Annotated in this window: 22 protein-coding genes and 1 tRNA gene; 12 read left to right on the forward strand and 11 right to left on the reverse strand. The window is 72.8% G+C overall.

Annotation, left to right across the window (positions count from 1 at the left end; all coding sequences use genetic code 11):
* Positions 1-42: 42 nt before the first annotated feature.
* From ACFWCH_RS16315 to ACFWCH_RS16325, 3 genes are read right to left on the reverse strand one after another with little or no spacing between them, the layout of a single operon-like run.
* Positions 43-660, reverse strand: coding sequence for a CYTH domain-containing protein (locus ACFWCH_RS16315; RefSeq protein WP_136031264.1), 618 nt, complete (start codon positions 658-660; stop codon positions 43-45).
* Positions 653-865: a hypothetical protein gene (locus ACFWCH_RS16320; protein WP_046749348.1), complete on the reverse strand. Its 213-nt coding sequence runs from the start codon at positions 863-865 to the stop codon at positions 653-655. The genes ACFWCH_RS16315 and ACFWCH_RS16320 overlap by 8 nt, the downstream gene beginning before the upstream one ends.
* A gap of 48 nt (positions 866-913) precedes the next feature.
* On the reverse strand, positions 914-1,384 hold the full coding sequence (locus ACFWCH_RS16325; RefSeq protein ID WP_378803814.1) for a prepilin peptidase: 471 nt from the start codon (positions 1,382-1,384) through the stop codon (positions 914-916).
* 130 nt (positions 1,385-1,514) lie between these two features.
* Between ACFWCH_RS16325 and ACFWCH_RS16330 the strand changes: the two genes are divergently transcribed.
* From ACFWCH_RS16330 to ACFWCH_RS16340, 3 genes are read left to right on the forward strand one after another with little or no spacing between them, the layout of a single operon-like run.
* Positions 1,515-2,300 carry a hypothetical protein gene (locus ACFWCH_RS16330; RefSeq protein ID WP_136035397.1) on the forward strand — a complete coding sequence of 262 codons (786 nt, stop codon included), beginning with the start codon at positions 1,515-1,517 and terminating at the stop codon, positions 2,298-2,300.
* Positions 2,297-3,835 (forward strand): DNA polymerase Y family protein, encoded by a 1,539-nt coding sequence (locus ACFWCH_RS16335; RefSeq protein WP_136031258.1) that lies wholly within the window; start codon positions 2,297-2,299, stop codon positions 3,833-3,835. The genes ACFWCH_RS16330 and ACFWCH_RS16335 overlap by 4 nt, the downstream gene beginning before the upstream one ends.
* Positions 3,835-7,287 (forward strand): error-prone DNA polymerase, encoded by a 3,453-nt coding sequence (locus ACFWCH_RS16340; protein WP_378803815.1) that lies wholly within the window; start codon positions 3,835-3,837, stop codon positions 7,285-7,287. The genes ACFWCH_RS16335 and ACFWCH_RS16340 overlap by 1 nt, the downstream gene beginning before the upstream one ends.
* Positions 7,288-7,378: 91 nt before the next feature.
* Here the strand turns inward: ACFWCH_RS16340 and ACFWCH_RS16345 are convergent, their stop codons facing one another.
* The gene (locus tag ACFWCH_RS16345; RefSeq protein ID WP_206253268.1) at positions 7,379-7,762 is read right to left on the reverse strand and encodes a hypothetical protein; all 384 of its coding nucleotides are present in this window, start codon (positions 7,760-7,762) and stop codon (positions 7,379-7,381) included.
* 532 nt (positions 7,763-8,294) lie between these two features.
* Entirely contained in the window at positions 8,295-8,522 is a 228-nt protein-coding gene (locus ACFWCH_RS16350; RefSeq protein ID WP_136031254.1) for a hypothetical protein, read from the reverse strand.
* A gap of 99 nt (positions 8,523-8,621) precedes the next feature.
* Here ACFWCH_RS16350 and ACFWCH_RS16355 point away from each other — a divergent pair, with 99 nt between their 5' ends.
* A complete protein-coding gene (locus tag ACFWCH_RS16355) occupies positions 8,622-9,485 on the forward strand; it encodes a DUF72 domain-containing protein (RefSeq protein ID WP_378803816.1) in 864 nt (287 codons plus the stop codon).
* A gap of 12 nt (positions 9,486-9,497) precedes the next feature.
* On the opposite strand, the gene ACFWCH_RS16360 is transcribed toward ACFWCH_RS16355, so the two are convergent.
* Positions 9,498-10,079, reverse strand: coding sequence for an NADPH-dependent FMN reductase (locus ACFWCH_RS16360; protein WP_136031252.1), 582 nt, complete (start codon positions 10,077-10,079; stop codon positions 9,498-9,500).
* A gap of 128 nt (positions 10,080-10,207) precedes the next feature.
* On the opposite strand from ACFWCH_RS16360, the gene helR reads away from it, so the two are divergent.
* Together helR and ACFWCH_RS16370 are read left to right on the forward strand one after the other, a co-directional pair.
* Complete coding sequence (gene helR / locus ACFWCH_RS16365; protein WP_378803817.1) at positions 10,208-12,340, forward strand: RNA polymerase recycling motor ATPase HelR; 2,133 nt, start codon at positions 10,208-10,210, stop codon at positions 12,338-12,340.
* A gap of 53 nt (positions 12,341-12,393) precedes the next feature.
* Positions 12,394-12,552 carry a hypothetical protein gene (locus ACFWCH_RS16370; RefSeq protein ID WP_168442822.1) on the forward strand — a complete coding sequence of 53 codons (159 nt, stop codon included), beginning with the start codon at positions 12,394-12,396 and terminating at the stop codon, positions 12,550-12,552.
* Between the two features lie 4 nt (positions 12,553-12,556).
* Here ACFWCH_RS16370 and ACFWCH_RS16375 read toward each other — a convergent pair whose 3' ends face one another.
* Entirely contained in the window at positions 12,557-12,763 is a 207-nt protein-coding gene (locus ACFWCH_RS16375; RefSeq protein ID WP_136045527.1) for a DUF2188 domain-containing protein, read from the reverse strand.
* Entirely contained in the window at positions 12,763-13,080 is a 318-nt protein-coding gene (locus ACFWCH_RS16380) for a sugar ABC transporter ATPase (protein ID WP_136031249.1), read from the reverse strand. The genes ACFWCH_RS16375 and ACFWCH_RS16380 overlap by 1 nt, the downstream gene beginning before the upstream one ends.
* Before the next feature lie 141 nt (positions 13,081-13,221).
* On the opposite strand from ACFWCH_RS16380, the gene ACFWCH_RS16385 reads away from it, so the two are divergent.
* The 3 genes from ACFWCH_RS16385 to ACFWCH_RS16395 all read left to right on the forward strand — a co-directional run bounded on the left by ACFWCH_RS16385 (position 13,222) and on the right by ACFWCH_RS16395 (position 15,048).
* On the forward strand, positions 13,222-13,692 hold the full coding sequence (locus ACFWCH_RS16385; protein WP_378803819.1) for a VOC family protein: 471 nt from the start codon (positions 13,222-13,224) through the stop codon (positions 13,690-13,692).
* Between the two features lie 93 nt (positions 13,693-13,785).
* Positions 13,786-14,292 (forward strand): NADPH-dependent FMN reductase, encoded by a 507-nt coding sequence (locus ACFWCH_RS16390; protein WP_378803820.1) that lies wholly within the window; start codon positions 13,786-13,788, stop codon positions 14,290-14,292.
* 189 nt (positions 14,293-14,481) lie between these two features.
* The gene (locus tag ACFWCH_RS16395) at positions 14,482-15,048 is read left to right on the forward strand and encodes a flavin reductase family protein (protein WP_378803821.1); all 567 of its coding nucleotides are present in this window, start codon (positions 14,482-14,484) and stop codon (positions 15,046-15,048) included.
* Positions 15,049-15,156: 108 nt separating this feature from the next.
* Here ACFWCH_RS16395 and ACFWCH_RS16400 read toward each other — a convergent pair.
* Positions 15,157-15,233: transfer RNA gene (locus tag ACFWCH_RS16400), tRNA-Pro, on the reverse strand.
* Positions 15,234-15,341: 108 nt separating this feature from the next.
* Here ACFWCH_RS16400 and ACFWCH_RS16405 point away from each other — a divergent pair.
* The 3 genes from ACFWCH_RS16405 to ACFWCH_RS16415 all read left to right on the forward strand — a co-directional run bounded on the left by ACFWCH_RS16405 (position 15,342) and on the right by ACFWCH_RS16415 (position 17,040).
* On the forward strand, positions 15,342-15,938 hold the full coding sequence (locus tag ACFWCH_RS16405; protein WP_378803822.1) for a GNAT family N-acetyltransferase: 597 nt from the start codon (positions 15,342-15,344) through the stop codon (positions 15,936-15,938).
* A 62-nt stretch (positions 15,939-16,000) separates the two neighbouring features.
* A complete protein-coding gene (locus tag ACFWCH_RS16410) occupies positions 16,001-16,669 on the forward strand; it encodes a lysoplasmalogenase family protein (protein WP_247638897.1) in 669 nt (222 codons plus the stop codon).
* Complete coding sequence (locus ACFWCH_RS16415; protein ID WP_136045540.1) at positions 16,669-17,040, forward strand: RNA-binding S4 domain-containing protein; 372 nt, start codon at positions 16,669-16,671, stop codon at positions 17,038-17,040. The genes ACFWCH_RS16410 and ACFWCH_RS16415 overlap by 1 nt, the downstream gene beginning before the upstream one ends.
* A gap of 28 nt (positions 17,041-17,068) precedes the next feature.
* Here ACFWCH_RS16415 and ACFWCH_RS16420 read toward each other — a convergent pair whose 3' ends face one another.
* On the reverse strand, positions 17,069-18,001 hold the full coding sequence (locus ACFWCH_RS16420) for an NUDIX hydrolase (protein WP_247638896.1): 933 nt from the start codon (positions 17,999-18,001) through the stop codon (positions 17,069-17,071).
* Between the two features lie 61 nt (positions 18,002-18,062).
* The gene (gene der / locus ACFWCH_RS16425; protein WP_206253550.1) at positions 18,063-19,535 is read right to left on the reverse strand and encodes a ribosome biogenesis GTPase Der; all 1,473 of its coding nucleotides are present in this window, start codon (positions 19,533-19,535) and stop codon (positions 18,063-18,065) included.
* Positions 19,536-19,559 lie beyond the last annotated feature (24 nt).

Consider the following 19,559-nt stretch of genomic DNA (forward strand, 5'->3'; position numbering starts at 1 on the left):
CGAGCTCCGGGGAAAAGGGGTTGCGTCGTGGCCGTCGCGCGCCTAGAACCCGAGCGCTCTGGCGAGCTTCGACTCGGAGGACGCCTCACGGGCGCCGGCCGCACGCACCACGCCCTCGACCGCGGCGAACAGGGCTGCGCGTCCTGCCTCATCGGCGGGAGCGGCGGGACCGAGCTCCACCTCCCACTCACGCCACGCGCGGCGCGTGCCACGGCGGACGTCGGTCGCACGGACGCGATCGTCCACGAACTCCGCCACGACGCCGCGCGGCCCCGTGAGCAGGTAGGCCGTGCGGTCGTTCTCGATGCGCGCGAGGGGGGTCAGCGGCGCCGTCGTCCAGCCGGAGATCGCCTCGACGACCACGGCGGGAACGGTCTCTCCGGTGTCGCCGAGCGGCCATCCCAGCTCCAGGCGTCCGTCGCCCTGCCGCGGCCCCTTCACGTGCCAGCCCTCGTCCGGGCCGCCCGTGCGGCGACGCAGCGCGACGCCCGAGCGCGCGAGGGCGCCGTCGTCGGTGTCGAGATAGTGCGCGTCCAGGGCACGGTGCTCACCGGACGACACGGCATCGACCCCCGGGATCGCCTCCCACCGCGGGAGCGGAGTGTCGTCGTCGACGTCGTACGTGCGCTCGACCTCGACCGTGCGGGAGGGCTCAGTCATCCTCGAGCGTGAGGTCTTCGAGCGACTCCTCGAACCAGTAGTCGACCTCGGTCGGGCCGTCGCCCTCGCCCGTGTTCTGCGGCTCGCCGCGGCGGTTGTACACCACCTGCGTCTCGCTGTAGGGGACGATCAGCTTGTCGTCCGCATCGCCGAGGGGGATGATCTGCCCGTCCAGCGGGCCGCCGTGGAGTCGTGCGAGTGCCATGTGCCCAGAGTAGACCCGACCTCCCCCATCCGCGCGGCGCCCGGCCGCTCAGCCGAGCAGGACACCGAGGACGGCTCCCGCGATCATCCACGGTCCGAACGCGATCCTGGTCGCCCGGTCGGCGCGCCGCAGCGCCATCAGCACGAGCGCGTACAGGGCTCCGAGGACGAACGCGGACGCCGCGCCGAGCGCGAGCGCCGTCCAGCCGTGCCACGCGAGCAGCAGCCCGATGACCGCCGCGAGCTTGACGTCTCCCCCGCCCATGCCGGCGCGACTGATCGCGCGCAGCACCAGGTAGAAGCCACCGAGCAGGACGCCGCCGAGCAGGGCACGGATCATCGGCTCGGGCCGACCCGTCGCGACGGCATCCCCGGTGACGAGCAGGAGCAGGGCGGCGAGCGTGGGCAGCACGATGCGGTTGGGGAGACGGTGCGTGCGGGCGTCGATCACGACCAGCCATCCGCCGACGCCGAGGAGGGCGCCGTGCACCAGGCCGATGAGGGCGAGTCGGAGATCCATCCGGGCAGGCTAGGCGAGCAGCATGCGCGCCGATGACCCCCTGTGGACAGGGTTTCGCGGATGTCCGATGTACGAATTAGCGTCGTTCACGTCACTTGCTTTATTCGTACATATCTTCGAGGATGGATGCATGGGGATCGGGCTCGATGCGATGACCGCGCTCTCTCCGACCAGCGACAACCGCGCCGGAGAGGTGCTGCGGCTGCGCCGCGAGATCAGCCGGATGCAGCGGCGGCGCAGCGAGCACACCCTGCTCCCCCTCGACCCCGCCTTCGCTGCGCTGCTGCCCGAGGAGGGACTCCAGACCGGCACCTCCTACACGGTCTCCCCCTCCCCGGCCCTCGTGCTGGCGCTGCTCAGTGCCGCCTCGGGCAAAGGGCACTGGTGCGCGGTGATCGGCATGCCGACCCTCGGGGTGGAGGCCGCCGCCGCCTACGGCATCGACCTGACCAGGCTCATCCTCGTCCCGTCTCCCGGAGACCGCTGGCTCGCAGTGACCTCCGCCCTCGCCGAAGTGGTGCCGCTGATCGTCGTCCAGCCGGAGTCGAGGGCCCGGGATGCGGATGTCGCACGGCTGAGTGCTCGACTGCGCGACCGCGGCTCCACCCTGCTGGTCGCCGAGGAACCGGGCGCGGGGCGGTGGGCGCAGAGCGAGGGCACCATCCGCCTGCACGACCCCGACTGGCACGGGCTCGGAGAGGGGTGGGGCCTGCTCTCCGATTGCACGGTGACGGTCACCGCCCGGACCAGGCACAGTCCGCGCGCCTCGAGTGTGCGGGTGCGGCTCCCCGGCGGACACGGTGCCGTCGAGACGGCGGTGGCCGAGCTGACCGCACTGCCCCCGCTCTCCGTCGAACCGGAGGCGTCGGGCACCTCCGCCCCGTCGGAGCTCCTCTTCTGGGCGGAGGCAGGATGAACGCTCCCCTCCGCGTCCTCGTGCTGTGGTTCCCGGACTGGCCCCTGCGGGCGGCCCTGGGTGGCGGGCAGCCGCATCCGCCCACGGCCCTGGTGCAGGCGAACACGGTCGTCGCGTGCACCGCCTCGGCCCGAGCGCACGGCGTCCGCATCGGCCAACGTCGCCGCGTCGCCCAGGGACTGCTCTCCTCGCTCCGGGTCCTCCCGCACGACCCGGGGAAGGACGAACGGGCCTTCGCCCCGGTGCTGCAGGTCATCGAGAGACACGCCCCCGGGGTCACGCTCCTGCGCCCGGGCCTCGCGATCCTGCGAGCCAGGGGCATCTCGCGCTACCACGGGGGCGAGGCGGAGGCGGCGGCGGCGCTCTCCGCGATCCTGGCCGACGCCGGCTACCCCGAGGTGCGCGTCGGGGTCGCCGACGGCCCCTTCACGGCCGAGATCGCCGCACGGGGAACGGCCCCCTGCACGGTCGTCCCGCCCGGCGCCTCCCGGGATTTCCTGGCACCGTACCCCGTCCAGGTGCTCCGCGACGAGCAGCTCAGCGGGCTCCTCCTGCGACTCGGGGTGCGCACCCTCGGCGCGTTCACCGCCCTCGACCCGCTCGATGTGCGCGACCGTTTCGGCGAACAGGGAGCCCGGATGCACGCCCTCGCCTCCGGCGCCGACTCCCGCCCGCTGACCCCGCGTCCGCCCGACCCCGAGCTGGCGCGGAGCATCGAGTTCGACACCCCCCTGGGCGGCGCCGACCAGGTGGCCTTCGCCGTGCGGCAAACGGCCGACGCCGTACTGCTCGCCCTCGCCGATGCCTCCGTCGTCTGCACCGAGGTGCGGATCGATCTGACGGACGATGGCGGCGAGGTCTTCTCCCGCACCTGGCTGCACCCGACGTGCTTCGACGCCTCCGACCTCGTCGACCGGGTGCGCTGGCAACTGGAGTCCCTGGCGGCGCTGACCGCGAAGGAACCCGTGGACGAGGCGAGGGCGTTCGGCGGCATCGCGGCGGTCCGCATCCTCCCCGTCGCCGTGGACGACGCGGCACACCATCAGCCCGGCCTCTTCGGATCGGGCACCGACGAGCGCCTGCACCACGCGGTCTCCCGGGTGCAGACCATGCTCGGACATCAGGGCGTGGTCACGGCGGCCGTGTCGGGTGGGCGCTGGCTGGCCGACCGTCAGGTGCTCACCCCGTGGGGCGAACGAGTGGTGCCCCCGCGGGACCCCGGGTCGCCCTGGCCGGGCAGCCTCCCCGATCCGCTGCCGTCCGAGGTCTTCCGCCCTCCCCGCCCGGTCGGCGTCGTCGGGGTCGACGGGAGCGTCCTCACGGTGGACGACCGCGGGGCGCTGTCGAACGACCCCGCCCGCATCGACGGTGCCGGGGTGCAGGCCTGGGCGGGGCCGTGGCCGGTGCAGGAACGCCGGTGGGCTCCGGGGGGCGGCAAGCGGGGGCATCGGCTCCAGATCGTCGACGACCGCGACCGCGCCTGGCTCGTCTTCCACGCCGGCGAGCGCTGGTGGGCCGAAGGGAGGTATCGCTGATGGGATGGCACAACCCGCCGCTGAGCTGGGATCAGCTCGAGCGCACCCTCAGCGGCGATCCGGCCCTGCCGTCCGCGACCCCCGGGCGACGAGCGGACCCCGGACCCGTGAGCCGACGCCGCAAGCGCCTCCCTCCCGCCCTGCCGAAGCGGCCGGACGACGCCGTGCCCTACGCCGAGCTGCACGCGCATTCCTCCTACTCCTTCCTCGACGGCGCCTCCTCCCCCGAAGACCTTCTGGCCGAAGCCGAGCACCTGGGCCTGAGCGCACTCGCCCTCACGGACCACGACGGGTTCTACGGCGCCGCGCGCTTCGCCGAGCTCGCGGAGCACATGGAGGTGCAGCTGCAGACCGTGTTCGGAGCCGAACTGTCGCTCGACCTGCCGCTCGCCCCGCAGGGCGCCGCCGACCCGCCCGGCGAGCATCTGCTCGTGCTCGCCCGCGGCATGGAGGGCTACCACCGGCTGTCCGGGGCGATCACCGCCGCCCAGCTGCGGGGCGGGGAGAAGGGACGCCCCGTGTACGACCTCGACGACCTGGCCGCCCGCGCGGACGGACACTGGACGATCCTGACCGGCTGCCGCAAGGGCGCGGTCCGGCGAGGGCTCGACGCCGGCGACGCCGCCACCCCGCTCCGACGACTCGTCGACCTGTTCGGCAGCGACAGCGTGGCCGTCGAGCTCTTCGACCACGGAGAGCCCCTGGACACACGGCGCAACGACGCTCTCGCCGACCTCGCGCGGCGGATGCGCCTGCCGGTCGTGGCGACCAACAACGTGCACTACGCCAGGCCGATGCAGGCTCCCCTCGCGGAGGCCGTGGCCGCGGTCAGGGCGGTGCGCAGCATGGACGAGCTCGACGGCTGGCTGCCCGCGCACGGCGGAGCCCACCTGCGCAGCGGGGCCGAGATGACGGCACGTTTCGCGCGCTACCCCGGAGCGATCTCACACGGGCTCGAGATCGCCGCCGCCTCCGCCTTCCCGCTGCGCATGGCACGCCCGGCCCTCCCTCGGCAGGACGTGCCGCCGGGCCACACGCCCATGAGCTGGCTGCGACACCTGGTGTGGGCGGCGGTGCCGACGAAGTACCCCCGGCTGGACGCCGACGGCCACCGCCGCATCGAGCGCGAGCTCGACGTGATCGAGGAGAAGGACTTCCCCGGCTACTTCCTGATCGTGCACGGCATCGTCGCCGAGGCCCGTCGCCGCGGGATCCTCTGCCAGGGGCGAGGCTCCGCTGCGGCGAGCGCGGTGTGCTACCTGCTGGGCATCACCGCGGTCGACCCGATCCTCTACCGGCTGCCGTTCGAGCGGTTCCTCGCCACCACGCGCACGGAGGAGCCCGACATCGACGTGGACTTCGACTCGCGGCGCCGGGAGGAGATCATCCAGTGGGTGTATCGCGAGTACGGAAGAGAGCGGGCGGCCCAGGTGGCGAACGTCATCCAGTACCGGCCGAAGAACGCGGTCCGCGACATGGCCAGGGCCCTGGGGTACTCACCGGGCCAGCAGGACTCGTGGTCTCGGCAGGTCGACGGGTGGGGGTCGGGGCTCGAGCCCGTCGAGGGCCACGACATCCCGGACACCGTGCTCGACTACGCCGCCGAGCTGCTCAAGGCCCCCCGTCACCTGGGGATCCATTCCGGCGGCATGGTGCTCACCGCGCGCCCGGTCGGCGAGGTGGTCCCGGTGGAGCACGCCCGCATGGAGGACAGGACGGTCATCCAGTGGGACAAGGACGACGCCGCCTTCATGGGGCTGGTGAAGTTCGACCTGCTCGGCCTCGGCATGCTCGCGGCCCTGCAGCACTGCTTCGACCTCGTGCGCGAGGCCACCGGCGAGGAATGGACGCTGGAGACCCTGCCGAAGGAGGAGGCCGGGGTGTACGACATGCTGTGCCGCGCCGACTCGATCGGCGTCTTCCAGGTCGAGTCCCGAGCGCAGATCGGCCTGCTGCCCCGCCTGCAGCCCCGCCGCTTCTACGACCTCGCGATCCAGATCGCCCTGATCCGCCCCGGACCCATCCAGGGTGGCGCGGTGCATCCGTTCGTGCGGCGCAAGATGGCGAAGGACCGGACGGACGAGGAGAACAGGGAGCGGGAGGCCAGGGGCGAGGCGCCGGTGGACTTCCCGATCCCCTACCCGCACAGCGACCTGGAGGACATCCTGAAGCGCACCCTGGGGATCCCCATCTTCCAGGAGCAGCTGATCCAGATGGCCACGGCGGTGGGCGACTGCACGGCCGACGAGGCGGACCTGCTGCGGCGGGCGATGGGGTCCAAACGAGGGCTGGAGAAGATCGAGAAGGTGCGGGGCAAGCTCTACGCAGGGATGGCCAGGCGAGGACTCGTGGACGACGACGCCGACCGCATCTACGCGCAGATCCAGGCGTTCTCGAACTTCGGTTTCGCCGAGTCGCACTCGCTGTCGTTCGCGCTCCTCGTCTACGCGAGCTCCTGGCTGAAGCTGCACTACCCGGCGGCCTTCCTCGCCGGGCTGCTGCGGTCGCAGCCGATGGGGTTCTACTCCCCCGCGACACTCACGGCGGATGCCCGCCGGCACGGGGTGGAGGTGCGCCGCCCCGATCTGCACCTGTCCGGGGCCACCGAGCTGCTCGAACCCGTCGCCGCGGACGGCGGCACCGGGCCCACGGGCAGGGAGAGCTGCCTGGCGGATCCGCAACCGGAAGTCCTGCGCTTCGACCGGAGCGCGCCGGACGAGTCGGCGGCACACCGCAGGGACGGGCGGTTCGCGGTGCGACTCGGGCTCAGCGGCATCCGCGGCATCGGCGTGCCGCTGGCGGAACGGATCGTCGCCGAGCGTGAGGCCCACGGCCCCTATCGCGATCTCCACGACCTGGTGCGGCGGACCGATGCGACGGCGGCGCAGCTGGAAGCCCTCGCCACCGCCGGCGCCTTCGCGTGCCTCGGCCTCGAACGGCGGGAGGCGATCTGGCTCGCCGGGGCCGCGGCCGACGACCGCTCCCGCTTCCTGCCGGGGACGACCGTGGCTGTGCAGCCTCCCCTGTTCGCCGACCAGACGAGTTACGAACGGCTCTCGGCCGATCTCTGGGCCACGGGCATCTCGACGGACGACCACCCCATGGCACACTTCCGCGCAGCCCTCCAGACCCGCGGGGTGCTGACCGCGGCCGATCTGCAGAAGCACGAGACGGGACGACGCATCGAGGTCGCCGGGCTGGTCACCCACCGACAGCGACCGGCGACAGCGGCCGGGGTCACCTTCGTGAACCTCGAAGACGAGAGCGGTCTGGTGAACGTGATCTGCTCCACCGGTGTCTGGGGCCGCTTCGGCCGGATCGCCCGCGAGTCGCCGGCACTCATCATCCGCGGCATCCTCGAACGCTCACCCGAGGGTGTGGTCAACGTGCTCGCCGACGCCTTCGAGGATCTGCAGACCGGCGTGGCCCACCGATCGCGGGACTTCCGATGACCCGGGCACCGACAGCGCAGGCCCCTCAGAAGCGAAGGACGTCCGCCGACCGCACCAGGCACCCGCCCCGGCCCCGCGCGGCCCGCGTGCGTCACCAGAAGCGCTCGGGCTCCTCGGCCGGCGGGCGGTCGGTGCCACCCCAGCGGTCGGCCTCCGCCTTCGCCGCCTCCACCGCCGCATCCGCTCCCCGCAGCGCGACCCCGGCCTCGCTCGCCGCAGGCCCGACGGGGTCCACGAGCAGCGCCGTGCGCGTCACGCCGCCGCTGACCGTGACCGTGCACTCCAGAACCCGTCCGATCCAGCGCGAGAGCGCGCCGCGCGCCTCCTCGCCGCGCCGGTACCGGATCCCCGTGTCGAGGTCGACTACCGACAGCACGATCGGCTCTCGGCCCTCTCCCTCATCGTGCTCGGTCACCTCGATCCGATGCCCGAGCGGGAGCGCGACCTGACCGGCGAACACGAGCATCCTGTCCATTCCCCCACCCTACGAAACCGCCACCGGACCCGACAGACACCCCGGGCGAAAACCTCCTCGCAACTTTCTTTGTCCCCCAAATGGCGGACACGGCGATTAAGCGATATTCTGCTCTTCGTAGCGGGGGCTACAGGCTGAGGAACTGGGGAATCAGCCATCGAGAGCAGCGGAAGTTTCGCCGCCTCCCCAACCGTCCGGGAAGGACGGTGAGCCCTCTCGACAGCACCGTGCTGGGGCGGTCCGGTCGAGAGGGCATACCCCGCGCCACGGCGCCCCACATCCTCGCCCGTCAGCCGTCCCCGACTAGCCGTCGGCAGAGCCGCGGTCAACCCCGGCCCGCACACGCCGCCGCGGGGCTAGCGTCGCCCCCCATGACGACCGTGTTCCGAACGACTCGCGCCCCGCGTCGGACGGGAGGCACCCGCGGGGCCTTCACCGCTCCCGCGGCGCCTCTCATCCCACCGGCGCGTTCCACAGACTCGGCACCCGCTCACCGCGCGCACCCGGGGGACGCCGCGCGTGCCGCATCGCCCTACAGCACGTCGTCGTCGGCGTCGGCGTCGTCGAGGTCGTCGTCGTCCAGTGGCACCTCGTGCCGCTGCTCGGCCGCATCGGCCGGGTCGGCCTCGACCGAGTGCACGTCCGGCTCACCGGTCGTCGTCACCTCCGGGTCGTCCGGCACCTCCAGATCGGGCCGCTCCTGCTCCTGCAGGTCGGCTTCCGGCTTGACCTCGTCGATCGGCTGGTCGCTCAGGGACATCGCGTCTCCTCTCGTTCGGCGGATGCTCCCACCCTGTAACGCCCGTCGGCCAGCGGCAAGGGGCTTGACGGCTACGCACCCCCTCGCGGAGGCGGCACCGTGACCGGGGGACCCGTCACCGGGCGCGTCCGCATCGGCGTCTCGGGCTGGCGCTACGCCCGCTGGCGGGGCGACTTCTACCCCCGCGGCCTGCCGCAGCGCCGCGAGCTCGAGTACATCGGGGAGCAGTTCCCCTCGGTCGAGCTCAACGGCTCGTTCTACTCGCTGCAACGACCGGAGAGCTACCGCACGTGGGCGTCGAGCGTGCCGGACGACTTCGTGTTCGCCGTGAAGGGGTCGCGCTACGTCACGCACATGCTGCGCCTGCGCGCGGTCGACCAGGCCCTCGCGAACTTCTTCGCCTCGGGCGTGCTGGCGCTCGGCGAACGGCTCGGGCCGATCCTGTGGCAGCTGCCGGAGCGCCAGAAGTTCGTGCCGGCGCTCCTGGAGTCATTCCTCGACACGCTCCCCCGCACCACCGGGGAGGCGCTCGAACTCGCCCGCGGCCACGACGAACGCCTCCGTGACCGCGCGTGGCTCGACATCGACGCCGACCGGCCGCTGCGCTACGCGCTCGAACCGCGCTCCGCCACCTTCGCCGACCCCGCGAGCCTGACGCTGCTGCAGGCGCACGGCACCGCGCTGGTGGTTGCCGACACCGCGGGGCGATGGCCGAGGTTCGACGCGCTCACCGCGGACCACGTGTACATCCGACTCCACGGCGCGCGCATGCTGTACCACAGCGGGTACACCGGCGCCGAGTTGCGCGAGTGGGCGACGCTCATCCGGGCGTGGGCAGACGGGTCGGGCGCCGCGGACGGCCGCCCGCGCGACGTGTTCGTGTACTTCGACAACGACGCCCGCGGTCACGCCCCGCACGACGCCCTGGCGTTGCGCGCCCTCGTGGACGCCCCGCCGATCTGACGGAGGCGGGCGTCAGCGGTCGCCGACGTGTCCCGGCGCGGTGAGCGACAGCACCCGCTCGACGAACGCCCCGTACTCCTCCATGTAGTGCGCGAGGAAGTCTCTCGTGCCCTCGTCGTGCACCTCGCCGTCCGCACCGAACACCTCGGGCCGGAACGTGATGTACGCCTCCGGCGCGTTCAGCTGCGGGGCGTTGAGGAAGCTCAGCACGCTGCGCATGGACGACTGCATGACGGCCGTACCGATCGCCCCGGTCGACGCACCGATGATGCCGCTCGGCTTGCGGGCGAACGAGTTGTGACCCCACGGGCGCGAGCCCCAGTCGATCGCGTTCTTCAGCGCGCCGGGGATCGACCGGTTGTACTCGGGCGACACGAACAGCAGGCCCTCGGCACTCTCCACCGCGCGCTTGAACTCCGTGACCGCCTCGACCGGCTCGAGCTCGTCGTCGCGGTTGTAGAGGGGAAGGCCGCGGATGGGGATCTCCTCCAGCTCCAGGCTGGGCGGCGCGAGGCGCACCAGCGCCCTCGCGAGGGTGCGATTGATCGAGTCCGACGCCAGGCTGCCGATGAGGTAGCCGATCCGATGGGCCATGGTGAGTCCCCCGTCTCTCCCTGCATTTCCAGGATATCTCCGCGGTGGGGGCTTGCCGCAAGGCCCCACCCCGCGGGCAGAATCGACGGTCTGCGCGCGCTCCGGCGCGTGGAACGCGAAGGAGATTCATGCCCATCGACCCCTTCCACCTCTCCCCCGAGAAACAGGCCAAGACCGCTCCCGCCCTCATCGACGCCGATCGCCGACACCTCCAGCGCATCGCGGCCGAACTCGACGGTCAGCGCGCCGACGTCGCCCGACGGCTCGACGACGTCCGTCGCGTGCGCGCCGGCTCCGGGGGCGCCGCCGTGGACCGCGACCTCGAGATCCGGCGGCTGTCGTCGCGCCTGCGCGTGCTCGAACGCTTCGACATCGACGTGTGCCTCGGCCGCATGACCCCCGCCGACGGCGAGCCCGTCTACATCGGCCGCACCGGGCTCGCCGCCTCCGACGGCACCCGGCTGCTGATCGACTGGCGTGCGCCCGCCGCCGAGCCCTACTTCGCCGCGACGCTGGAGGACCCCCGCGGTCTGATCTCCCGCCGCCGATACCGGTGGACGGACGGCCGCATCAGCGACTACTGGGACGAGGCCTTGACCGCCGACGGCTTCGACGGCGCGGCCTCCCTCGACGACCAGTCCGCGTTCATCGCGAGCCTCGGCACGCACCGCACCGCCCGCATGCGCGACGTGCTGGCGACCATCCAGGCCGACCAGGACGCGATCATCCGCACCCCGTCCCGCGGCGCCCTCGTGGTGGACGGCGGTCCGGGCACCGGCAAGACCGTGGTGGCACTGCACCGCGCGGCCCACCTGCTCTACGCCGAGCCGCACCTCACCGCGAGCGCGGGCGGGATGCTGCTGGTGGGCCCGAACCCGCACTACCTCGCCTACGTGGAAGACGTGCTGCCGAGCCTCGGCGAGGACACCGTGCGGCTGTGCACCCTCCGCGACCTCACCCCGGAAGGCACGACGGCCCCGCCCGAAGCCGACCAGAGGATCGCCGCGCTCAAGGCCGCGCTCGACCCCGAGGCGGTGCTTGCCGCCGCGGCCGCCGCGTTCGAGCGGCCGCCCGGCCACGCGACGCGCCTCGACTCCCCGTGGGCCGACCTGTGGCTCAGCCGCGAGGAGTGGGCGGAGGTGTTCGCGGGCGCCGACCCCGCCGCGACCCACAACGAGGCGCGCGACGAGGTGTGGGAAGAGCTGCTGGAACTGCTGGTGGAACAGGTCGACGACGACGACGTGCCGCCCCACGCGGTGCGACGGTGGCTGCGGCAGGACGACGAGCTGACCGGCACGTTCGTGCGCGCGTGGCCCCTGCTGACACCGGGCGAGGTGGTGGCTCGGCTGTGGAGCTCCCCCGAGTTCCTGCGGGCGTGCGCCCCCGCGCTGACCCCCGACGAGGTGACGCTGCTGCAGCGCGACCGTCCGGATGCCTGGACCGACGCCGACCTCCCGCTGCTCGACGCGGCACACCGGCGCATCGGCGACCCGGAGGCCGTGCGAGCCGCCCACCGCCGCAACGCCGTGATCGCCTCGGCGCAGGAGCAGATGTCGCACGTGGTCGACCACCTGATCGAGGACGACGACAGCGAGATGAAGGTGATGTCGATCCTGCGTGGCCAGGACGCCCGCAACGTGCTCGTGGGCGTGGACGCACCGCCCGTGCTGCCGCCGGACGAGCTCGCCGGGCCGTTCGGGCACATCGTGGTCGACGAGGCGCAGGAGCTCACGGATGCGCAGTGGCGGATGCTGCTCGCCCGGTGCCCCTCGCGCAGCATCACGATCGTCGGGGATCGCGCCCAGGCGAGACACGGCTTCACCGAGACCTGGCAGCAGCGGCTCGCCCGGGTCGGCGTGCGGGAGGTGAGCGTGGCCCACCTCGGGGTGAACTACCGCACCCCCGCGGAGGTGATGGCGGTCGCGGCCCCCGGAATCCTCGCGGCGCTGCCCGACGCGAACGTCCCGACCTCGGTGCGCGAGAGCGGCATCCCGGTGCGGACCGGTGCCGTGGCCGAGCTGCCCGCCGTGCTCGACGACTGGCTCGCGGCGAACCCCGACGGTGTGGCCTGCGTGATCGGGGACTCCTCGTTCGCCCCGACCGCCCGCGTGCGCTCGCTCACGCCGACCTCGGCCAAGGGACTGGAGTTCGACCTCGTGGTGCTGGTGTACCCCGAGCGGTTCGGCGAGGACCTGACCGGCGCGGTGGACCGCTACGTCGCGATGACCCGGAGCACGCGGGAGCTCATCCTGCTCGCGTGATCCCGGACGAAGGTCGCTATCCGCCCGCGGTCCGGTGGTTCTACCCTGAGACGATGACGAACGCCGCGCGCACGGCACCGCACTGTCCCGAGGACGACGTGGTGATGCTCGCGGTGCCCGGCGGCTGGAGGTGCCCGGAGTGCGGGCACCTCCAGCAGCCGCAGGACGGCGAGGAGCCGCGGGACCGCGAGGACCTCGGCCGCCTGCGCTGAGGGCTCAGACGCTGTCGTCCTGGTCGACGATCGTGCCGGTCGGTTCGCTGATCTCGACCGTGTGGCGCACGCCGTGCTCCGACGCCAGCGCCTCCCCCTCCTCGATCGCCTCATCCCGGCTGGCGTAGCTGCGCGAGAGCTCGGGGGCACCCTCGGCCTCGTTCACCCACTGGCCGTTCTTCGACCGCGTGACCACGGCGGTGACGGTCATCACACGTCACCGGGGCCCAGGTCGCCCTGTCCCTCGTCGCCGAGGTCGGCGAGCACCGGGTCCTCGCCCTGGCTCTCGGGCTGCGGGCCGGAGCCGGGCAGGTCATCCGCGGGGACCTCGTCGTCGGGGTCGGGGATCTCGTCCGGGTCGCGACCGGTCGCGGTCGCCGTGTCGAGCTCGTCGGCGGAGGCGCCGTCGTCGAGGGCCTCCGTGCGCTCCCATTCCGCCTGCGCCGGATCGTCCCGCGGGTCTGCTTCGGTGGTCGCGTCGCCGTCGCGCAGCGGCTGACCGCCGACGTCGTCGGGTGTCGATGCCATGTCTCCTCCTTCGATCGGTCCGCCCAGTGTGCCGCCCGGGGTTCCCGGTGCCGAGGGGGTTGAGCGGGCCGGCCGCAGCGGGTAGGTTCCGGCGGCGTCGGAACCCGTGACGGCGCGCGCGGACGGGGGCAGGATGAGGGCATGACAGCGACCACCCCCGCCCCCACCCCGACGCAGCTGCGGCTGATCATCGAGACCGACGACTTCGACACCGCCCTCCGGTTCTACCGCGACGTGCTGGGCATGCCCGAGCAGCTCGCCTACGCGACCGACGGCGACGACCGCGTGGCGATCCTGCACGCAGGCATCGCCACCATCGAGCTCGCGACGCCGACGCACGCCGCGAACATCGACGAGGTGGAGGGCGCACCGCACACGCCCGGAGCGCTGCGCATCGCCCTGGAGGTCGACGACACGGCCCAGGCCGTCGCGGCCGCCGAGGAGGGTGGTGCCGCCCTGATCGCGCCACCCGTGCAGACGCCGTTCCGGAGCCTCAACGCGCGCATCCAGGGCCCAGCGGGGTGGCAGATCACCCTGTTCCAGGAGCTGGAGACGCTGGAGGAGCGCGCGGCGCGCGAGGGCTTCACGACGGACGACGCCCGCGACCGCTGACCCGCGCCCGGGACCTGGGCGCGTCCTCGGGTTTCGTGACGCTACGCGTCGCCGCGCTTGCCCGGGCCAGGCCCGCCGGGCTGAAATCGATTCATGACGTCGATCGCGGTCCTCGTGGGGAACCCCCACCCGTCCTCCCGCACCACGAGCGTCGCGGAGGAGGTCGCGGCGCAGCTCGCCGACCTCACGGGCGCCGAGGTGCTGCCCACCATCGAGCTCGCGGCGTATGCGGACCGGGTCTTCGTCGTGCCCGACCCCGAGATCGACGCCCTGGTCGAAGAGGTGTCGACGGCGGATGTCGTGGTCGTGGCGAGCCCCACGTACAAGGCCGCCTACACCGGACTACTGAAGGCGTTCCTCGACCGCGTCGACACGGGCGGGCTGGACGGAGTGGTCGCCGTGCCCGTCCTCACGATCGGCTCCCCCGCGCACACCCTCGCCGTCGAGCACACGCTGCGCCCCCTGCTGGTCGAGCTCGGCGCGACGGTACCCGTGCGCGGCCTCGCGTTCCCGGCCGCCGAGGTCGAGGATCGCACGCGCCTCGTGTCCGCGTGGCTCGCCCCGCACCGCCGGGCGCTGGAATCGCTGCTCGCGCACTGACCACGGGCGGATGACGCGAGCGGAACGCGAGTGCCGCGGTCGAGGGACGGTCCGAGAGGACGATCGACGCAGACGCCCATGTAAGGAGCGGTCTTCCGTGTGAGAGCCGGAGCGACGGTATGTGGCGGCGCGTGTCGCTGTGTTGCAGTGCACGTGCGCGGTCGCGGGGGCCGTGCGTACCGTCGTGGCATGACCGCCCCCGCCGCTTCGTCCTCGTCCCCCGCCCGCGAGCGTGCCGCCTCCGACGTGCTGGACCGGCTGTCGGTCGGCGCCGACACGTTCAAGGCCGTGTTCCGCGGGCACCCGGGAGGCGTGGCCGTGATCACCGCGCAGGGGGCGGACGGCCCCGTGGCGCTCACGGCGTCGTCGGTGTCGTCGGTGAGCGTGGATCCTCCGCTGCTGGTGTTCTCGGTGTCGGCGCTGTCGTCGGCGGCGGAGACCCTGACCTCGGCCGCGACAGTCGTGGTGCACCTCCTGGATGCGGACGACATCGAGCTCGCGCGCCTAGGGGCGACCAGCGGTATCGACCGGTTCGCCGATACGAACGCCTGGGCCCCGCTCGCCACCGGGGAGCCCGTGTTCGCGGGAGCCCGCGCCTGGGTGCGCTGCGCCGTCGTGAGCCGGATGGAGGCGGGCGGCTCGACCGTCGTCGCCGCGCACGGCCTGCAGGCGCACATCGCCCGGGACGCCGAGCGCGCCCTCGTCTACCACGACCGCACGTGGCACGCCCTGGGCGCGCACTCGCACCTCCCCTGACGGCGGGTACACACCGGCGTTGTCCGCCTCTCCGCCGCAGCGGTGCGAGATCCGCAAAGCCGGAAACGACGAAGCCCCGGTGAGAAGGATGCTCTCACCGGGGCTTTCTGGTCGGGCTGACAGGATTTGAACCTGCGACCCCTTGACCCCCAGTCAAGTGCGCTACCAAGCTGCGCCACAGCCCGTTGTTCTGCACTCTCGCGCAGGCAACTCCCCTATCTTAGCCGTACCCGCGGCCCTCTCGCGAACCGGGGCGTTGCGGGGTGTCGGAGCCACCGCGTACCGTCGCGGTCATGCCGACGATCACCACCGAACTCGCCACGTCCGACCGCTGGGACGACGTGCAGCACGCTCTCACGGGCGGGGGCGACGGTGCGAGCTGCCAGTGCATCTGGCCGATGCTGAGCAACAAGGACTGGAACACGACCACCACGCCGCAGCGCACCGACATGTTCCGGGCCGAGATCGACGAGGGTCCACCGCCCGGGCTCGTGGCCTACGTCGACGGCGAGGCCGCGGGCTGGATCCGTATCGGACCGCGCACCGCCCAGGCCCGCATCCCCCGCACGCGCATCATCGCCGCGTCGTCCGCCGAGCCGTTCGACGACCCGTCCGTGTGGGCGGTGACGTGCTTCGTGGTGCGCCGCGAGCACCGGGGCACCGGACTCAACGCGGCACTGCTGCGGGCGGCGGTCGACTACGCCGCGGCCTCCGGAGCGCGTCTGGTCGAGGGGTACCCGGTCGACACCCGCGGCGAGAAGCAGCGCGCGAACGACCTGTTCCACGGCACGCTGAACACCTTCCTCGGCGCAGGCTTCACGGAGCAGACGGTCATGAAGCCCGGACGGGTTCTCGTGACGCTCGACCTGTCCTCCCGCACCGACGCATGACCACCACCCCGCGGCACACCCCCGCGCCCCCGGATATACCGCCGCGGCCATACGATGAGGGGATGCGCCGCCGCACCCTCCCCCGCCCGATCGTGTGGGCGTTCGCGCCGTACGTCGCGGTGTCGCTGCTGCACGTCGTGCTGCTCGCGCTCGACCACGACCTGGCCGCTCCGACCAAGCTGCTGCTCATGCCGCTGCTCGCGGTACCGGTGCTCGTGGCCGCCCCACGCCTCCGGCCGCGCTCCGCCCTCGTGCTCGCGCTCGCGGCGCTGCTGTTCTCCTGGCTGGGCGACGGCGCGGGGGCGCTGTTCCCCGCCGCCCCCGAGCTTCCGCTCATGCTCGGGTTCTTCGGCCTCGCGCACGTGGCGTACATCGTGCTGTTCGCGAGGCACCTCGCCCGGCGTCGGCTGCCCTGGTGGACGCTGGTGTACGCGGCGTGGTGGGTCGCGATGATCCTCACGCTCGGGCCGCACACCGGCCCCCTGCTGATCGCCGTCGCCGCCTACGGGCTGCTGCTGGGCGGCACGGCGGCGATGGCCGCCCGCTGCCACCCCCTCGTCGCGGTGGGCGGCGCGTTCTTCCTCGCCAGCGACACGATCCTCGCGTTCCGGCTCTTCCTCCCCGATGCTCTCCCGGCCTGGAGCAGCCCCGCCGTGATGGCGACCTACACGCTCGGACAGGGGCTCCTCATCGCGGGCACCCTGGTCGTCCTCGCACGGAAGGCCTCGTGATGGCTGACAGCGTCCGCGTCGACAGCTGGCTGTGGGCCGTCCGCGTCTACAAGACCCGGTCGGCCGCGACCACCGCATGCCGTGCGGGGCATGTGCGCGTGAACGGCGACAAGGCCAAGGCCGCGCAGACGGTCCGCATCGGCGACGAGCTGCGCATCCGCATCTCGGGGTTCGACCGCATCCTCATCGTCCGGCAGCTGCTCGTCAAACGCGTCGGCGCCCCACTCGCCGCCCTCGCCTACGAAGACCGCACACCCGAACGCGAACCGCAGGCCGCGCTCGGCCTGCGCGACCGCGGTGCCGGTCGCCCGACCAAACGCGAGCGCCGCGAGATCGACCGCCTCCGCGGCCGGGACACCCCGCCCGACTGACCCCGCGGCATCCGCTCGTCCGCACGCGTCAGGCGTCCAGCAGCCTCCGCAGCCACCCGCTCGACCGCACCTGCGCGCCCGCGGCCTCGACCCGCGCCTGCAGCTCCCGGTCGCTCGTGACCGCCAGCACCCGCTGCGCCCCCGCGACCCGACGCTCGACCTCGGCCACGATCGCATCATCGCCCGCGGCCTCGGCCCGCACGACCGCCAGCGCCGGCTCCGCGACTCCGGCCTCGGCGGCACCGGTCTCCGCGGCCTCGGTCCCGATGTCGCGGGCACGACCCTCGACCACGAGCGCCACCTCCGGGTACCAGTCGTCTCCGTCGAGCCCCAGGTCGTCCGCGGGCACCGCCAGCCCGGCCAGCCGGTCACGCAAGCGCGCGGCCGCACCTGCTCGGTCCTTCCACCAGCCGTCGGGCACCGACCCGACCACGTTCGCCCCGTCGACCACCACGGCCGGGAACACATCGAGCTGAGCGCGCAGCATCGGCCACGCCGCCCCGAACCCCGGGTGCAGCGGCAGCTCGTCCACGCGGTCGACCGGGACCCACTCCAGCGCCACGCTCTCCGGATCGCTGATCACCGGGTCGAACGGGCTGCGCACATCGGCGACTACCGTCGTGTACGACCAGATGCCGAGGTCGAGCACGCTCGTGAAGCGCGGACGCACGGCGCCGTCCGGCACGCCCGCCTCCTCCTGCGCCTCCCGGATCGCTCCGACGATCGCCGACTCGCCCTCGTGCAGCGCACCGCCGGGCAACCCCCACGTGCCGCCGAAGTGGCTCCACGACACGCGGTGCTGCAGCAGGATCCCGCGCGTCGCGTCGACCGCGAGCAGACCGGCCGCACCGAACCGCCCCCAGTAGCGCTCCCCCGTGTCTGCGACCACCCAGGCGTCGCCGGGGTTGCGCGGTCCTTCGGGGCGACGCGGTTCGCCGGGAGCGGGGGGTACGACTGTCACCCCCTCAGCTTTTCACAGCATCGGGGTGGCGGCGCCACCCGGCGACACACGCCGGAACGCGTCAGCGCTGGCGGCGCTCCCGCACGCGCATGTTGATGACGATCGGCGTCCCCTCGAACGGGTAGAGCTCGCGCAGGCGCCGCTGGATGAACCGGCGGTAGCCCGGGTCGAGGAACCCAGTCGTGAACAGCACGAACGTCGGCGGACGCGTCGAGGCCTGCGTGCCGAACAGGATGCGCGGCTGCTTGCCCCCGCGCAGCGGGTGCGGGTGCTCGGCCACGAGCTCGGCGAGGAAGGCGTTGAACTTGCCGGTCGGGATGCGGCGGTCCCAGTTCTCGAGCGCCGTCTCCAGCGCGGGCACCAGCTTGTCGAGGTGTCGCCCGGTCTTCGCGGAGATGTTCACCCGCGGAGCCCACGCCACGTGCGCGAGGTCCTGCTCGATCTCGCGCTCGAGGTACCGGCGGCGGTCGGCGTTCTCCAGGTCGTCGTCGTTCAGGCGGTCCCACTTGTTGAACGCGAGGACGAGCGCGCGGCCCGACTCCAGCACGAGGTCGATGATCCGCACGTCCTGCTCGCTGATCGTCTCCGACACGTCGAGGACCACGACGGCGACCTCGGCCTTCTCCAGCGCGGCCGACGTGCGCAGCGAGGCGTAGAAGTCCGCGCCCTGCGCCATGTGCACGCGGCGACGGATACCGGCCGTGTCGACCAGACGCCACATCTTGCCGCCGAGCTCCACGACCTCGTCGACCGGGTCGCGCGTCGTGCCGGCCAGGTCGTTCACGACCACGCGCTCCTCCCCCGCCGCCTTGTTCAGCAGCGAGGACTTGCCCACGTTGGGGCGACCGAGGATCGCGACACGTCGCGGCCCGCCGATCTCCTGCTTCGCGACCGCCGAGATCTCGGGAAGCTTCTTCAGCACGGCATCCAGGAGATCCGCCACGCCGCGGCCGTGGATGGCCGAGACCGGGTGGGGCTCACCGAGACCGAGGTTCCACAGCGCGGCGGCCTCCGGCTCCTGCCGGGCGTCGTCGATCTTGTTCGCGACCAGGAACACGGGCTTGCCGCTCTTGCGCAGCAGCTTGACCACGTGCTCGTCGGTCGAGGTGGCGCCGACCATCGCGTCGACCACGAACAGCACCACGTCGGACAGGTCGATCGCGACCTCCGCCTGCGCGGCGACCGAGCGGTCGATGCCGCGGGCGTCGGGCTCCCAGCCGCCGGTGTCGACGAGCGTGAAGCGCCGGTCGTTCCATTCGGCCTTGTAGGTGACGCGGTCGCGCGTGACCCCGGGGGTGTCCTCCACCACGGCCTCACGACGACCGAGGATGCGGTTCACGAGCGCCGACTTGCCGACGTTCGGCCGTCCGACGATCGCGACGACCGGCAGCGCGGGCAGGAACTCGATGCCGTCCTCGCCCAGCGAGACGCCCGCGAGGAGCGCGGCATCCTCGTCGTCCAGCTCGTAGTCGGCGAGACCGGCGCGCAGGGTCTCGGCGCGCTGCTCGGCGAGGTGCTCGTCGAGGTTCTCCATCTTCTCGGCGAGCTGGTCGGGGCC

The sequence above is a fragment of the Microbacterium sp. NPDC060132 genome (assembly GCF_042729675.1).
Classification (GTDB): domain Bacteria; phylum Actinomycetota; class Actinomycetes; order Actinomycetales; family Microbacteriaceae; genus Microbacterium; species Microbacterium sufflavum.